The following is a 16,948-nucleotide window of genomic DNA, read 5'->3' on the forward strand; positions in this document are numbered from 1 at the left end:
GAAGGGATTTTTGTTGTTGTAAAGTATAAATGCTAGTGTTTATCACGGCGCTAACCGTCCGTAATACCCCCACTTCAAGATTCGGGAGATAAATAAGAAGCTAAGTGGGGGTATTACGGACGATAACTTCCTGATAAGTTTCGCTAGGAATCAGTGGGGGTTAAAACCCCCACTGATTGAAGTCTCACTTTATCAACTATTATACCTCATGGTACTCCTTGTATCTGTGTTGACCATGAGGGATTGGATAAAGCACTTTTGAAAATATGTAAGCAACGCAGTAATTCACAGATGAAATTTATGCCAGGATTATTAAGAATTAGTCACAATTCAATGACGTTTGTATTTCAGTTGTCCTGCAAACGTTATTGTTTACGTTATAAACAGATCAGTAAACAAGCATACAAATGTGTACACAAAACGTACGGAAGGCTTGTACATAGGTTTGTAAACGTGCAAGCTTTTTTCGTATACAAATTTTGTTTTTTCAAAAAGATTACGGTTATCTTTCTTTTTAGTTGAAGGCATTGATGAAAGGCGTATAATCCCATATCATTTGAGGTATGACGTTTTAATAGGACTTCATGAAAGGAAGGATAAAAATGAGTCAAACAAGAATAGCAGCAATAGACGTAGGTAATGATTCTGTTAAGGCAATTTTTGGAGAAATGGAAAGAGAGGTACATCTTCCAAATATTATCGCAAGAGATACGGAAGATCGTCCTGTTATTGGAATAGAAGATTTAGATGAGAAAGATCCTGCAGATGGGTTACATATTCGTATACATTCACCAGCACTAAAAGAGAACAATGCTATTTACCGTGTAGGGAATCTAGCAACGAAAGCTAGCAACTCCACGGAACTTGATCCAGGCAGCAGCAAATCGGAAGAAGACCAGACGTTGGTCATGCTGTTATCAACGATCGCTTTAGATGCAGCAAAAGCTTATTCTTCAAGCTCGAATCAAGTGATTGAAGCCAATTATACGCTGGGAACTGGATTGCCATTACGTGAGGTGAAGGAAGGCAAGGATGCTGGTTATCGTTCAAAACTGATTGGATCGGTACACCAAGTAGAATTCCTCGTTACGCCACAGCATCAGGGCAAGAAAATCAACATTCGATTTGATGAAGCAAAAGTGTATCCAGAAGGCTTCGCTGCTTTCATTAACCTTGTAATGGACAAGGACTTAAAAATCATCAACAAAAAACTGATCGATAAGCAAATATTGATTCAGGATATTGGTGGTCTTTCCACAGATATAGCTGTGATTCGTAACCGTACCGTTGACGATGATAAAGCACAAGGCTTTAACCTTGGCGTGTCTGAATCACTTGAGACGATTCGTGAAGAAATCTTTACGAAGCACGGTGTCGAATTAGACAGCCGTCGTGATGTGGTCGACATTATTACGAGAAAGAATGATCGAAATCATATCATGGTGAAAGGCAGCCGGACGAGCGTGCACGATACGACAGACAGATTACTGCTGGAATTAGCGAAGAAGCAGTATCGCCTGTTACGTAACGTATGGCAAAAGAACTCTCAATCTGAAATTTGTTATTTCGTTGGCGGTGGTTCTAATGTCCTCAAAGAATATATAAAGACATTAAATAACAACCTGGATGGCTATAACATTGAATTCTTTGAAGATGAAAAAGAAAGCATCTGGATGATGGCAAATGCTTATTATAAACTGGTTATGGAGTATTTGATCAAAACAGAAGATACGCGGAAAGAGAAGAAAGAATCACAACCGCAACAATCATAAGGTGATCATATGAAAAATAATTACCAAATTAATAGAGGACAAACGATATCGTTTCGTATTCCCAGTGATACACCCGAGTATGTCTTAAAAGAATTACAACGCTTGAAGAAGGAAGAGCGTCGTAATTTTTCGAGTAAGATGGCAGAGTTTGTGCTAAAGGGTGTAAATGAAGCAAGCTCTGTTCAACAGGAGACTGTTACAGTGCCACTGCCAAAACGTCTAACGAAGGCACAGCGTAATTGGATAAAGCATGAGCATTCCGAAGCGTTGTTAGGCAGTATCCTGTATCATCTGTTAAACGATCCAAGACGAGCAACATCACTGCTCACGTCGTTAAACAGTAATGCTACCGATATTGATGAAGCATTATATTTACAGGAAGATATGCCGACTGAACCGGATGATCTGGAACAGGCGGTAAATGCAGAAGCAAATGATCAGAAACAAGACTCACTCGATGAATTTGATACGATTGACTGGAATAAAGCATTAGACCAAAATCGTCAATCGAATCAAGAGAAAGAATCAGAAGCCGAGGAAGAAGAAGGCCTCGGTGATCTGTTAGGTGATTTCCTGACGAAGATGAACAAATAAAAAGTAAAACCCCCGAAAAGGTTCCGTTTCTTTATGAACGGAGCCTTTTTTATAAGTTAGAAAAGTATAAAATTTTAGCAATGAAGAAGCTTGACGTAGTGAAAATTTAGAGTGTACCAAGTATAAGAAAACCTACACACTTGCTAAAAGACGAGGCGAATGCAGAGTTTTCCTAATCAGCTAAGAAAATATAAATCCACGGTACAAAGGGATTTTTAATGGGGAAAAGGAAAAAGTCAGGTTCAGTGAGAGAAATTATTTAATCACACAGTGCTGCCCAATCGGACAAAAAGAAGGTTGAGAAGTGTTCAAATGTCCGATAGAATAAACAGCGTTTAGGGGGGATGCGTTGTTATGTATACGGTAACTGGAGAAGCTATTCCCAACGAAACCGGCGGCTAAGAAAAGGAGAAAGCGTGCACCTGCTCTTTTTAACCCGGAAACAGTGTTGGAAAGAAGGAGAATACCAATTACAAACGCGGTTAGCGGTTAGAAACGTTAGATATTTATCAATTAAAGGATTATCGCTGAATATAATATGGTATGGATCTGTGATGAGATGGAGGAAAAAGGAGAAGAACATCCACCATATTGTCGAGACGACGGTGCAGAGAGCAAAAAAAGGTGATGTCTTTCAATGACCAAATGATATACTAAAAACAGGTGATTTTTATCAATTAGTGGGAGTGGTCTCTATTGAAGTTAAAAAGGTCTGCCACTGATACTTCTTTACACGGTGTTTGTGGCGGTATTGCTGCATTAACCGGAATATACTCCTTCGCGATCAGGCTTCTTTTTGTCGTAACTTTTCCGGGTTCTTTCTGGATATATATTATTCTTGCCAACACATTAGAATGTGAATTACCTGCACTTAAACCGTAGCAGGTATTTTTTTGCACGCTAGGAAAGAAAAGAAAGCATATCAATATAGTTATTGAGAGATTAAATTATGCTCACGACTAAAAAAGATTATAGCTAGCTTTATTATATTCTTAAGTTAGTTAGGGCAGTGCGGGTTAATCCAAGTTTTACTAATCTTGAAATGAAAAAATGTTTGTTAAAAAGTATTGACAATCATTATCAATAACCGTACCATAAGTGATAATGATAATTGTTATCAATTTAATAATTAGGCAGTTGGCCAGTACATAAAAAGGAGAGGGAATAGCTTGAAAAAAGTACTTTTAGCATTTTTGTTTGTAACAGCACTGATATTAGCGGCATGTGGCAGCACTGATGATTCGTCAAGCACAGACGACGCATCTGCATCTGAATCCGATTCAGGAGAAAATACTAATGAGGAGCAAGGAACAGAAGAAGAAGCTTCATCTGAAACGATTACATATGAAGCTGAGGATGGTCCTATCGAAATACCTTCTGACCCCCAACGTATTGTTGCGTTAGCTAACGGACCGAATGTACTTGCGTTAGATGGCAATGTTGTTGGTGTGGACGAATGGACATACAACAACCCATTAATGGAAGGTAAGTTAGATGGTATTGAAGTCGTATCTGATGAAAATTTAGAGAAAATCATCGAATTAGAACCAGACTTAATCATTGTTGGTTCCTGGATGAAAAACATCGATAAGATGAAAGAAATTGCACCAACCATTGTTTCTACATGGGGCAGCTTAAATTACTTAGAGCAGCAAGTGGAAGTTGGTAAAATCATTAACAAAGAGCAAGAAGCCAAAGATTGGGTAGAAGATTTCGAAACACGTGCGAAAGAGGCGGGCGAAGAGATCAAAGCGAAGATTGGTGAAGATGCCACCGTTTCAGTTTTCGAAAATGACGCGAAACAATTGTATGTATTCGGCGACAATTGGGCGCGTGGTACGGAGTTACTTTATCAAACAATGGGGTTAGGTATGCCTGAGAAGGTAAAAGAAAAAGCGTTGGCGGACGGATATTATACATTATCACTTGAAGTTCTTCCAAAGTTTGCGGGCGACTATGTTGTCTTGAGTAAGAACCCGGATGGGGATAATTCTTTCTTTGAAACAGAAACGTGGAACAATATTCCTGCTGTTGAAAATGGTCAAGTGCTTGAATTGAATACGAAAGCCATTACGTATAGTGACCCAATTACAATGGAATATCTGTTAGAAGAATTCCAGAAATTCTTTCTAGAAGAATAAAAGAAAGCAGTGGTGTGTTCATTCACCACTGCTTTTTACTTGTGAGATAAGTATGTATAAAATTTTAGATTGAGACAATAAAAGTGTGGGTTCTTATAATATGGATTATGTCAATTAGAAGAGTGGTATTGTTGAAATGATTCATGTGCTGGGATACCCTATACTAACCACTCCGCGTCCTGCGGGGCACGGCTGAAGCTAGGCTACTTCTCGAATCATTTCTCTGCTGCCTTGCACCGAGGAAGCCTACTTCGAATTGTTACTAGTAGACACAGGTGCAGACGTAGTGGATCTTCAGCACCTGCACAATCCCGTGGGAGTCTACGTGGTTGGCCTGCGCTAGGATAGGTACTCTACAACTTTTGTAAGAGCTAGGATTTTGATCGTCATCCTTCATTGTCCATAAATAATAGCATTTGATTGAATGCCTAGAACTGCTGCTTTTAGCTGTTCCGTTCGTTGTAGCACTTTCTTAAGCGTAGGAAATACGCGGAGACTCCCGTGGGTCAGGTCGTGTGTGAAGATCCCGCAGGAAAGGTTTTTTTTTCCGAGGAAGCTGAACCCGACCCCACAGGACGCGGAGCATATTTCCGGAGCTTTGCTATGCACTTAAAATATATCAAAATGGACACATCATAATACAGCTATACTTGACATAATCCATATTATAAGAACCTAATCATAAGATTCGCTTTAATGTAGTAATGATATACTTTGTTTGCTGATTATAGAATAAAAGAGGTCTTCTCCCGGTTCAGGGAAAAGACCTCTATGTTATCACTTCGTATCTTCCTTCATTTTCTTTGAAGAGTGGTTATCTGATAAGAACCAGCCACCTACAGCAATTGCTAGTAAAACTCCCCAGAATATAACTGTCCACAAGGTACTGTGTGGGAAGTGTGCATCTAATACGCCAACTGATGGATGTGACAGCGTAATGACTGCCAGCTTGATTCCAACCCAGGCAACGATCGTATATGCCGTTGTTTCTAAACCAGGTCGTGCATCCAATAATTTCACAAACCAGGTTGCAGCGAATTTGATTAAAATAAGTCCAGAAACACCTGCTAATAAAACAACGATAAACTTAGCTGCATCCATACCACCAAAGTCTGGTAAACCAGAGGCTGGTAATGCTAATGCCAACGCTACTGCGGCAAGAATGGAATCTATTGCAAAAGCCAGGTCCGCCACACCAATTTTCAGCACTGTCGGCCAAAAGGCTTGTCTAGGCTTGTCGACTTTTTCTGCTTCTTCCTCCACGTCTTTTCCAGCAGGTATAATGTGCTTCAACCCAAGATAAATGAGGTAAGCCGCACCTATTGCCTGCACCTGCCAAACATTGGCGATAAATGATATAGCAAATAACGCACCAAATCGAAAAACAAAAGCCATGATGATCCCGTAATTAATAGCTTTCTTTTTCTCATCGTCGGGTAAATGCTTAGCAATAACTGCCAATACAAGCGCATTGTCTGCTGATAAAAGTCCTTCAAGTCCTATTAAAACTAATAATGTCCAACCATACTCGAGCCAAATTGAATCCAACATTACTCCCCCTCTAAACGTGCTGTATGCCTATATTTAGAAAAAATTGTACAGTTCAAATACGGTTAATTATAGACTAAAATTTATCGTTTGTCACACTTATCTTCGGTTCATCGCCAAACCACATAAAACCCGGTTAAATTTCGATTAACTAGCATAGTCCCTCTGCTTGTCTGCATACATTAGAAGTAACTTAATCGAAGGAGGGTTGTTATGCCCAAACATGTGACTGCCCATCAATTAATTCGATATGCTGTTGGTTATGTCTTTATCGCTTCTGCTATAATGAAACTTGTGATTTCAGATTTCACTGGCGCATTTTCCAGTTTTGGGATTCCATATCCAGAGCTTATCGTACTGCTAGTCGGATTGACGGAATTGATCTGTGGTGGATTGATCCTTTTTAATTATTATGTCAGACAAGCAGCGATTCCATTATTTATTATTATGGTCGCAGCTTTCTTCCTTACGAAAGCGCCTATTCTGGAATCCGGCTTCTTTCAATTCTTGTTCGAAGCCCGATTAGATATTGTTATGCTCATTCTTTTATTTATACTTTGGAAAAAGTGAATTTGAGAAACCTGGCCTTCGTCTCACCTTTAGCGAGTGCCGAGTTTTACTTATACTTAAACGTAAGTATTTATACAGCTACTTACAATATATATGGATTATGTGAAGTCTTTGGCCTCCTTTTCATATATTGTGTCTGCTGGTACACCCACACCAACAACTTCACGTCCTGCGGGGCACGGTTGAAGTTAACTTTGTGTTGAAGGCAACTTCACAATGTGGACCTTCAGCACGTGCCCTCCCAAGGGGTCTATCTGTTGATCTGTGCTATGATACAAACTCTATAAGCAGACAAAACTAACAGGACAACACATTTATTGGTGTTCTATCTTGAGAAACACGACAAAACTCGTTGTTCAGCTCTCCCGATTTGTTTCCTTTCTTGTTAAAGGCGACAAAACTCGTTGGGTAGCTTTCCCGATTTGTCTCCTTTCTTGTTAAAGACGACAAAACTCAGTGGTCAACTCTCCGCATTTGTCACCTTTCTTGTTAAACGCAACAAATCTCATTGAACTATTTTCCATATGTAATAGCAACAATTGGGATGGAATTCAACCGTATTTAATCAATAACTATTCGATATTACCTTATAGGGTACATCCATAAAGAAACCGGGCTGTTCAAAGCCCGGTTTTCTCTTACTTACTCCGATTTCGGAATAACTGGCAGCGTGATCGAAGATGGATGCTCGCTGTCATGATAAATTACTTGGTCTGCTGTTACCATTTTATCAGTCGTCATAAGGGTTTCGCCGGTATTCGGATTGACGTCATACCATGGATAATTACTGGATGACACTTCGATTCGAATCGCGTGGCCGGGTAAAAAGACGTTACTGGTAGCCCACAGATCTAGTTCATATTCGACAATTTCTCCTGTTAGTGGTGCAGCTTCTTCTGATCCGTTACGCCATTTAGCTCTTACAATGCCGTCTGCTAGATTATAGGCTGTACCATCAGGAGCTACATCGACTAATTTAACGGTGAAATCTGTATCTGGTGCGTCAGATGAAGCCCAAATATTTGCTTTGATCCAGCCTGTCACCTCCAAGGCATCTGTTAGTGGCTCAGACGTATAAACAAGCACGTCATCTCGTTGCTCGATCACTGATTGGTCACGAGGACCTGCATTTCTTCCATTATAAAATAATACGCCTCCGCCATTTGTTGGCACTGGGTTGTGTGGGTCATAGACAAAGGTATCTACTTTTTCTTCACCTGGCATTTCCGTTGATAAACTGCCGGAGGTCTGATGTGCTTCTCCATCACTATGCAAATAAAATGGTGTATATTGCGTCTCCGGAATAGGCCAGGCTGGTTCAGAACGCCATGTATTAGTCCCCATTGTAAAAATATGAACAGGATCTTTGCTATCTAATATCGTTGTTTCTTTGCCCTTCAGCCAACGGTCAAACCATTTGATATGCAGGGAAGTAATGTCTTCTTTCCCGTCGATAGCATAGCCGGAGCTGGAGATACCGAAGGAACGCTCACCAATATCAGCATGGAACATACCATGAGCCCATGGACCGATGATCAGTTTCTGATTGTCATTGAGCTTGCTCATGTCTTCGTAATTTAAAATCGTTTGATTTAAGAAGTTATCATACCAGCCAGCTAAATGGAAGGCCGGCAAGTTTAATGCCTGCTCATGATTATAGGATTTATTCTTCACTTCATCTACTAATTGATTGTTGATGTACTTTTCGAAGAGGTCACGTAATTCCGGATGTTTCATAACAGGTGGCCATTCTTGAACTGGCTTGTAATCATGCCATTCTTCAATATGATTAAGGTCATGGATGATCTCTTTAACCGTTTCGGTATATTGTTCCGCTGTTTGTTTTCGTTTCAAATAATCCATAGCTACAGAATCGAGTATCCACGTTTCAGAAGCAGCGAACTGGAATACACCATTTTGGTTAAAGGCATCGCCAGTAATGTTACCTGTCATTGCTGGGAAAATTACCTTTAAGGATGGCGGCTGTTCTAATGTTCCGTATATTTGGGTGAATCCGTAATAAGACAAACCAAACATCCCTACTTTTCCATTGGAATAAGGTAAGGCTGCGGCCCACTCCACTGCGTCGTAACCGTCTTCAACTTCTTGTGCAAAAGGTCGGAATTCGCCTTCAGATGCGAAGCGTCCTCTCACATCTTGAATAATCACGATGTAACCACTCATCGCTAATCGGAACGGGTCCACATAACGATGTGAAAAATCAGGAAGGTTTTTATTATATGGTAAACGGCATAAAAGTACAGGATATGTACCTTCATCACTCGGACGATAAATGTTAGCGTACAGCTTTACACCATCTCTTAGTTCACATGGTACTTCTCTATCCACAATAATTTGTTCCATGTTATACCCTCATTTCTTTGTTATTGATTAAAGCAAATGCTGCACCAGTAATCACCAGTACAGCATAGCTTCTTTCCTACTTCCCTAACATTTCGTTTACTTTATCTTGATTATTGTCGATCCATTCTTGTGCTACTTTTTTTGGATCTTCACCATCATCTTCAATCTTCTTAATCATTGCTTCTACATCATCGATTGGAATGCTCCAATTGCTTAAAAATTCATATGCATCTGATGCATTGTCTTTTAATTCTTTATTCGTTACAACGTGTACAGATGCTGTATCAAGTACCTTCATATCATCTTCTAAAATTTTAATGTCAAGTTTGTTGAACATCGTGTGTGGTCTCCAGCCATAAAAAAGAACGGCTTCTTCTTGCTGCATAAGCTTCATTGCCTGTGCAAGCATACCACCTTCTGAAGAGTTAACTTGCTTTAAATCTAAACCATATTGATCGATTGCATCGTTAAGAACGCCTGTTACACTAGCACCTTTTTCAATAGAATAAAGGGTGTTATCAAACATGTCTTCTTTGCCTTTTAAGTCAGACACTTTATTAATATCTTCCATATAAGTCGGTACTACTAGTCCAGCAGCTGCTGGTGCATAGCTTGTTGCTGTTTCTTCAATAGAATCACTGTATTCATCAAGGTATGTCTGGTGAACTGGAAGCCAAGCATCCATAAATACGTCAATGTCTCCGCGTGATAAGCCTACATATACACTACCTGCGTCAGCGCTTGTTTCTTCTACAGTATATCCCATATCTTCAAAAATTAGTTTCGCAATTTCTGTTGGAGGTACTGTACTTGTCCAAGGTGTTACACCTAATGTAATGGTTTTGTCCTCTGCGGATGCTTCATTGTCACTGCCTGATGTATCTTCTGAGGATGACCCACAGGCTGCCATCACTAGTACCATGGTAAGAGCTAATAAACTTAATAATAGTTTTTTCATTAAAATCTCTCCTCTTTATAATTTATTTCCTAGTCCTTGTGTAATTCGGTCAAGAATAATAGCGATAACTACTATTCCTAATCCACCAGTCAGACCAAGTCCAACGTTAACAGTTGAAATACCTGTTAATACGGTGTCTCCAAGACCTGGTGCACCAATCATGGATGCAACAACAGCCATTGATAGAGCAAGCATAATCGTTTGATTGACACCAGCCATTATTGTTGGTATCGCTAATGGAAGCTGTACTTTGAATAATAGCTGTGAAGAGGTAGAACCGAAGGCACGGGATGCTTCTACTACTTCTTCTGGTACTTGTCTGATTCCTAAGTTTGTCATTCTGACAGCTGGTGGTGCTGCGAAGACAAAGGTTGCAATAACGGCAGGGACACCGCCGAGTCCAAATAACAGAATAGCTGGAATTAAATAAACAAAGATCGGTAATGTCTGCATAAAATCCAGAATTGGTTTGACTATTTTATTTACTATTGAATTCATCGCACTTAAAATACCGATTGGCACACCAAGTACTACGGATATAATGGTAGAAACGAGTACGATGGCTAGTGTTTGCATCGACTCCGGCCATAAATCAACTGAACCTAGATATATGGTACCGATCAGCGTAAATAACGCCACGCCTTTTCCGGCTGTTTTCCATGCTAACAAGATCAATACAATGGCGATAATTTCCGGTGGAATAAAGATTAATAGATTGGTTACACCATCAATGAAAGCGCCAATCCAATCACTGATGCGGTCAAATAAACCACTGGTTACCGGAAGCAGCCAACCATTTACAAAATCGTTCGTCCATTGTTCTAATGGTAAGTCGAAGTAATTCATGAAGTCGCCCCCTCAGATGGTTTTTCTTTTCCTAGTACAAGACCAGAAAGAATAGAAACTCTTGAAATAATACCTAGTAACGCGCCATCGTCTAGAACTGCAATTGGATATTTTGTGTCTGCAGCAATCCCGATTAAATCGTCTAATGGAGTGGTAGGCGCAGTAGTGTAGACTTCTTCTACAAGTACTTCTTCAATTGTAAGTCCTTCTTTATGAGCGCGAATCGCATCATCAATGGTAAGCAGTCCCTTATAGTTATCCTGCTTGTCAACTACAAAAATACTGGATACACCGGCTTCTTCCATTTTGCGGACAGCCATACGTGGACCATCTTTGTAAGTGGTCAGGACTTTTGGTTTTTTCATGACGTGAGATGCTTCCAGTACTTTGGAGCGATCAACGTCTTTAACGAATTTCGTCACATAATCATTGGCCGGGTTCTCTAGAATTTCTTCTGCCGTACCAACTTGTACGATACGACCATCTTTCATAATCGCAATACGATCGCCAAGCTTCAATGCTTCGTCTAAATCGTGTGTAATGAAAAGAACAGTTTTTCCTAATTTGTTTTGCAGCTTCAATAATTCATCCTGCATTTCTGTACGAATGATCGGGTCTAATGCACTGAACGCTTCATCCATTAGTAGAATGTCAGGGTCATTTGTTAAAGCACGAGCCAAACCTACACGCTGTTGCATACCACCACTAAGCTGGCTTGGAAGACTGTCTTCATAGCCTTTAAGGCCGACATCTAGAAGTGTTTGCTTCGCTCGTTCTTCACGCTCTTGTTTTGAAATCCCTTGAAGCTCTAATCCGTAAGCGACGTTTTGCAGTACGTTACGGTGTGGCAATAAACCGAATTTCTGGAATACCATCCCTAATTTCTGTCTTCTTGTTTCCGTAAGTGCTTTTTTGTCCATTTTGGTAATATCTTCACCGTCGATTAAAACTTCTCCATCAGTTGGTTCGATTAGACGGTTTACCAGACGAATAAGCGTTGATTTACCACTACCGGATAGACCCATGATTACGAAGATCTCACCAGGTTTTACGGAAAATGAAGATTGGCTTACACCTACCGTCATTCCAGTATCTTCTAAAATTTGATCCTTTTGTTTACCTTCTTTTAACAGTTTTAATCCTTGTTGAGGATGTGAACCGAAAACTTTGGTTAATTGATTAACTTCTATTTTATTCATAAACATACTCCTCTATTTTTCATCCGACATCATCTCTTATCGTGTTGCGTTGATAAGAGCCGATTAATAAAACGTTGCGAATGAACGTTTTATTTTATCCCGATTTGTCTTCCTGCTTGTTTAGGGGCTGCCAAATGTTTATGGTTGTTCCATATTGTTTCGATGGCTTCTGCTATTGTTTCTGGAAAAGGTGCAGGTCTTCCTTGCTCCATATCCATCCCCATCAGCATTTGCTCACTTGTGGCAATAAGATGCTGTTCATTATCCTGACGCACATACATTTCGAAAAATACGTGAAGACGTTTCGCATCTTTATTTAATAACTGTAATGTTACGTTGATGTCTTGTTTTTCGTTTGCTTCCTGCAAGTAACAGACGTGTGTTTCTAATGTGAAAATGGAATAGCTTAACTTCGCACGAGCCTGTTCATCCAGCCCGATGTGGTCGATCAATGCATCCACCGCCAGACTAAATCCTTTCGCGTAGGCTGCATCATTCATATGACCGTTATAGTCTACCCATTCATTGCGGACAATGTCCTGATATGTGAAGTTACTCGGCATGGGTTTCACCTCGTGTCTCATAGATTTCTAGTTTGGAGGGGAAAGAGCCCCCTCTAACACTAGATTTTAGATGCTGGCCAGTAGTCTTCTACTAAATCTAGTAGTTTTACTAAAAATTCATTACGTTTTTGTTCTAATTCTGTGATTGAAGTATCGCCAGCGTGGCTTTCACAGCCCTCGATGACTTTTTCTTTCAATTCATCTGTTAATTCAGGTGCTTCTAATTTTGTCCATGGTAATTTAAGCGCTGGTCCGAATTGTTCGAGCATATGGCGCATTCCTTGATCTCCACCTGCTAAGTGGAATGTTAAGAATGGTCCCATTTGTGCCCAGCGGAGTCCGGCACCGTAAATAATGGCTGCGTCAGCTTCTTCTGTTGTCACGATGCCATCGTTTACCAGGTGTAGCGCCTCACGCCATAAAGCTTCCATTAAACGGTCAGCTACATGACCTTCGATTTCTTTACGGATGACTAGTGGCTTCATATTGATCGATGTATAGAATGCTTTAGCTGTTTCTATAGCTTCTTCGCTCGTCTCTTTTCCGCCCACCAATTCTACTAGGGGTAATAAATATACAGGGTTAAATGGATGGGCTACCATTACACGTTCTGGATGTGTCAGCCCTTCTTGCAAAGTAGATGGCATAATGCCTGAGGTGCTTGAGCCAATAATCGCATCAGGTTGTGCGTATTGATCGATTGATGCTAATACGTCTTTTTTTAATTGTTCGCGTTCTGGTACATTTTCTTGAATTAAATACGCTTCTTTTACTGCTTCTTCAATAGTAGGAACAAAAGATAAGCGTTCCTTTGATGCATTTTCAGCAGTACCTAGTTTTTCAAGATCTGCCCATACTTGATCGACTACTTTTCTTGTGCGTTGTTCTGCACCTTCTGCAGGGTCAAACGCGATGACTTCATGTCCTTGTGCTAGGAAACGGGCAATCCATCCATTACCGATGACGCCAGTTCCGATGACGGCTACTTTTTTGATTTCAGCCATTATTTGCCTCCTCCGTTAGGGTTTCGTAAACCATACTGCTCTCTTGCTTCTGCTGGCGTCATAATCTCGATGCCATTTTGGTGAAGCATACCTGCTGCTTTATTAACGAGCTGATCGTTACGAGCTAGTACACCTTTACTTATATAAAGATTGTCTTCCAATCCTACTCTGACGTTTCCGCCTAGTAATGCTGTTTGCATCAAGATTGGTAATTGCATACGTCCAATTCCAAATGCAGACCAATGTGCATTGTCCGGCAGACGATTCTTCATGTAGAGCATTGTTTCAACATCTGCATCTGCTCCCCAAGGTATTCCTAAGCAGAATTGAAACATTGGATCGTCATCGATCAAACCTTCATTTATTAATTGTTTCGCAAAACGAAGGTGGCCTGTATCGAAACATTCTAATTCAGGCTTTACACCAGCTTCTTGAACGAGCTTTGCCTGCTTACGAAGCCAATCGGTTGGACTCATATAAATCATGTTGCCGAAGTTTACTGATCCGCAATCAAGGGTACACATTTCAGGGAGTAATTCTCCGACTGGCTGATGTCTCTCCTCAGGTGTTTGCATATCAGTGCCGTCTCCGCCTGCTGCAGGTGTTTGTAAGCTCGGTATAAAATCTCCGCCTCCACCAGAGGTAATGTTAATGATTACATCTGTTTCTGCGTCGCGAATACGGTCTACAATTTCACGGTAGTGATTGACATCGTGGCTGATGCCACCTGTTTTAGGATCACGTGCATGGACGTGGGCTACAGTTGCTCCTGCTTTTGCAGAGGCAATTGCTGCATCGGCAATTTCTTTCGGAGTGACAGGGACATGTGAACTCTTTGTCGTTGTGTCTCCTGCGCCGGTTACTGCTGCTGTCAGCATAATCTTCTTCGCCATATGTTCACAACTCCTTTGTGTTCAAATTGAATAGTTATTAGTATTTATGTCGACTTTAAAAGTTTTGTGTCGAATTTGGCACAAGCAAAACTATACCATCCGGACGGTAATCTTTCAAGTTGATTTCAAAAGGAAAGGGCTTACTAAGGTAGGGCTTGCAAAGTTTTTAGAGAGGTTTATCACTGTTATAGCAAACGATCGCCCATTTTTTAATGATTTAGTAATTTTTTTGTCACAAACCGCAAAAAAAAACACCTTTCCATGTCTTCGATACGTGGAAAGATGTTAATGGTTATTCATCAATCGATGATAACAAAACTTTATAAATTTCTTGTTTTTTTTCTTCTTCGATATGGTAGATATCGAAAAGTTCGGCTAACCAAATCCCATCTGTTGCCAGGCGGATAATGGTTGCTTTCATTGGATCGATTCCTTCATTTTCGATTTGTTCTTGCCATTCTTCATATAAATTGCGAATTGGATCCAGCAAATCTGGATTAACTGCTTTGGCAGCTAGAAGGCCAGCATTCATATCTTTGTTTTGGTACGTTTGATTAAAGGTAACATCTACATAGGAACGAATCCATCTGCCTTTTTCGTCTGGATCTTGTTTGGCATTGTCTTCTATTTTCTCTTGATAATTAATGGCTAGATGCTGAACCATTCCTTCGACAAGTGCCTCTTTAGAAGGAAAATGATAAAGAAGTCCGCCTTTACTGATACCTGCCTGCTTGGCAACGGCATCTAACGTTAATTCAAATATACCACGTTCACTTACAACCTTTGAAGCAGCATTTAAAATCTCAACCTTTCTTGAAATACGGCTCATATAAACACCTTTTCTTTGATAAAATATTCGGACTGTCACACTACCATACCATCCGGACGGTAGAGTATCAATTAGGAAAGTGATACTTTTTATGGAATGGTCAGACTTACGGTAATCTTATGTCTTTTTATGAAAAAGGTCAACAATATCACATAGTAATCTGTCCTCAAATTATTATCCCAATTGGAAGGAAAGTATACTCCCCTAAATGGATTTTTTTAAGCTTACTTGTAATTTTATACAAAGGAAGTTGGGAATGAGGTGATGAAGCTGGGCAAACAAAGAGGTGTTATCGAATATCAAATAGTTGGATCTCAGAAACCAACGATTGTACTGGTTAGTGGTGGAGGCGGTCCTGTAGAAGGATGTAAACAGTAATTTCGTCATAAACAGCGGTCATTTTTCCGCAATTGACAGATGGGTGTTTGATGGTGGATACAATAAAACAGGCAGTGAAAGAAAAAGCAGGTGCGAAAGGGGGGGAGTCAAAATAATAGCCGACCATAACTATGAAGCTTGAAGATTTGGTAACGGTAGAAGAAGGTATAGCATACAACACATTAGCGCGTAGTGAAGGGGAATATTACGCTACGATTTCTGGTAAAGTGACAACGGATGATGTGTCAGCTGCCACATCTGCAGCAGATGAAAAAATGGATGAACTAGAATTACCAGACAGTGTCCGTGCGGATGTTGCTGGTGTAGCCGCAGATATGCAAGAGACCTTTACACAGCTTGGCGTAGCAATGCTGGCTGCCATTCTGATTGTTTACTTCATTTTAGTTGCAACATTCGGAGAAGGTCTGGCACCATTTGCGATTCTGTTCTCTTTACCATTCACGGTAATTGGTTCCTTTATTGGTCTTTGGATTGCGGGAGAAACAATTTCTGTTTCGGTCATGATGGGTATGCTGATGTTGATCGGTATTGTTGTCACCAATGCGATCGTACTTGTGGATCGGATCATCCACTTAGAACGTGACGGTATGTCTATTCGTGAAGCGATTGTAGAAGCTGGGGCAACCCCCGTCTGCGTCCAATTCTAATGACAGCAATTGCGACAATTGGAGCGCTTTTGCCAATGGTATTTGGTGCTGGAGGATCTGCCTTTATTTCAAAAGGATTAGCCATAACAGTAATCGGTGGTTTAACATCATCGACCATCTTAACATTGGTTATCGTGCCAATTGTCTATGAAGTATTATCTAAGATGATGAAAAAAGATCGTAAAAATATCGAAGAGAACTAAATAATGTAAAGCAAACCACTGTTCCTTAGCTAATTAGCTAGGAACAGCGGTTTTTTTATATGCAAGAAAGTATATAGTCATGAAGCAGAATTGCAGAAATGAACCGTGCGCATGATGAAAAAGTATGATTCTGATAATGCGGATTATGTTAACTAGCTTAATGGTCATTTTGAAATAATTCATGTAATAGGATACCTCCTACTAACCACTTCGTCCTGCGGAGCATATTTCCGGAGCTTTGCTAAGCTTTTAAATATATCGAAAGTACCCCTTAGATATATAGCTCCTCTTTACATAATTCTGAAATACAGAACCACAGAACCGCACTTTATTACATAGAAGAAACCGGTTATAGACACTGCTGAATGAATAAGCATGGGTTGGAAATAATCAATAGGAGGGGAACTGATTACGAAAA

General features: G+C 40.2%; 14 protein-coding genes and 1 pseudogene. 6 read left to right on the plus strand and 9 right to left on the minus strand.

Annotated elements, in window-relative coordinates; all coding sequences use genetic code 11:
• The first annotated feature begins 602 nt into the window (after positions 1 to 602).
• The 4 genes from MUN88_RS07300 to MUN88_RS07315 all read left to right on the plus strand — a co-directional run bounded on the left by MUN88_RS07300 (position 603) and on the right by MUN88_RS07315 (position 4,507).
• Positions 603 to 1,772, plus strand: coding sequence for a ParM/StbA family protein (locus MUN88_RS07300; protein WP_244722810.1), 1,170 nt, complete (start codon positions 603 to 605; stop codon positions 1,770 to 1,772).
• A gap of 9 nt (positions 1,773 to 1,781) precedes the next feature.
• Entirely contained in the window at positions 1,782 to 2,366 is a 585-nt protein-coding gene (locus MUN88_RS07305; RefSeq protein WP_244722813.1) for a hypothetical protein, read from the plus strand.
• Between the two features lie 696 nt (positions 2,367 to 3,062).
• The gene (locus MUN88_RS07310) at positions 3,063 to 3,248 is read left to right on the plus strand and encodes a PspC domain-containing protein (RefSeq protein WP_244722815.1); all 186 of its coding nucleotides are present in this window, start codon (positions 3,063 to 3,065) and stop codon (positions 3,246 to 3,248) included.
• A gap of 287 nt (positions 3,249 to 3,535) precedes the next feature.
• A complete protein-coding gene (locus MUN88_RS07315) occupies positions 3,536 to 4,507 on the plus strand; it encodes an iron-hydroxamate ABC transporter substrate-binding protein (protein ID WP_244722820.1) in 972 nt (323 codons plus the stop codon).
• A gap of 777 nt (positions 4,508 to 5,284) precedes the next feature.
• Here the strand turns inward: MUN88_RS07315 and MUN88_RS07320 are convergent.
• Positions 5,285 to 6,055: a TerC family protein gene (locus tag MUN88_RS07320; RefSeq protein WP_244724369.1), complete on the minus strand. Its 771-nt coding sequence runs from the start codon at positions 6,053 to 6,055 to the stop codon at positions 5,285 to 5,287.
• A 213-nt stretch (positions 6,056 to 6,268) separates the two neighbouring features.
• On the opposite strand from MUN88_RS07320, the gene MUN88_RS07325 reads away from it, so the two are divergent.
• Positions 6,269 to 6,625, plus strand: coding sequence for a DoxX family protein (locus MUN88_RS07325; protein ID WP_244722823.1), 357 nt, complete (start codon positions 6,269 to 6,271; stop codon positions 6,623 to 6,625).
• 642 nt (positions 6,626 to 7,267) lie between these two features.
• Here MUN88_RS07325 and MUN88_RS07330 read toward each other — a convergent pair.
• The 8 genes from MUN88_RS07330 to MUN88_RS07365 all read right to left on the minus strand — a co-directional run bounded on the left by MUN88_RS07330 (position 7,268) and on the right by MUN88_RS07365 (position 15,281).
• A complete protein-coding gene (locus MUN88_RS07330; protein WP_244722825.1) occupies positions 7,268 to 8,989 on the minus strand; it encodes a CocE/NonD family hydrolase in 1,722 nt (573 codons plus the stop codon).
• A gap of 76 nt (positions 8,990 to 9,065) precedes the next feature.
• Positions 9,066 to 9,947, minus strand: a complete 882-nt coding sequence (locus MUN88_RS07335) for a glycine betaine ABC transporter substrate-binding protein (RefSeq protein ID WP_244722827.1) — start codon at positions 9,945 to 9,947, stop codon at positions 9,066 to 9,068.
• Positions 9,948 to 9,962: 15 nt separating this feature from the next.
• Positions 9,963 to 10,793 (minus strand): ABC transporter permease, encoded by an 831-nt coding sequence (locus MUN88_RS07340; protein ID WP_244722829.1) that lies wholly within the window; start codon positions 10,791 to 10,793, stop codon positions 9,963 to 9,965.
• On the minus strand, positions 10,790 to 11,992 hold the full coding sequence (locus MUN88_RS07345) for a quaternary amine ABC transporter ATP-binding protein (protein ID WP_244722831.1): 1,203 nt from the start codon (positions 11,990 to 11,992) through the stop codon (positions 10,790 to 10,792). The genes MUN88_RS07340 and MUN88_RS07345 overlap by 4 nt, the downstream gene beginning before the upstream one ends.
• 89 nt (positions 11,993 to 12,081) lie before the next feature.
• Entirely contained in the window at positions 12,082 to 12,555 is a 474-nt protein-coding gene (locus tag MUN88_RS07350; RefSeq protein WP_244722833.1) for a thioesterase family protein, read from the minus strand.
• A gap of 59 nt (positions 12,556 to 12,614) precedes the next feature.
• The gene (locus MUN88_RS07355; RefSeq protein ID WP_244722835.1) at positions 12,615 to 13,559 is read right to left on the minus strand and encodes an L-carnitine dehydrogenase; all 945 of its coding nucleotides are present in this window, start codon (positions 13,557 to 13,559) and stop codon (positions 12,615 to 12,617) included.
• The gene (locus tag MUN88_RS07360) at positions 13,559 to 14,452 is read right to left on the minus strand and encodes a beta-keto acid cleavage family enzyme (protein ID WP_244722838.1); all 894 of its coding nucleotides are present in this window, start codon (positions 14,450 to 14,452) and stop codon (positions 13,559 to 13,561) included. The genes MUN88_RS07355 and MUN88_RS07360 overlap by 1 nt, the downstream gene beginning before the upstream one ends.
• Positions 14,453 to 14,744: 292 nt before the next feature.
• Entirely contained in the window at positions 14,745 to 15,281 is a 537-nt protein-coding gene (locus MUN88_RS07365) for a TetR/AcrR family transcriptional regulator (protein ID WP_244722840.1), read from the minus strand.
• Between the two features lie 506 nt (positions 15,282 to 15,787).
• Between MUN88_RS07365 and MUN88_RS07370 the strand changes: the two are divergent.
• Positions 15,788 to 16,530, plus strand: a pseudogene (locus MUN88_RS07370) (efflux RND transporter permease subunit); the annotation flags it as partial.
• Positions 16,531 to 16,948: the final 418 nt, after the last annotated feature.

It is taken from the genome of Gracilibacillus caseinilyticus (assembly GCF_022919115.1).
GTDB lineage: Bacteria > Bacillota > Bacilli > Bacillales > Amphibacillaceae > Gracilibacillus > Gracilibacillus caseinilyticus.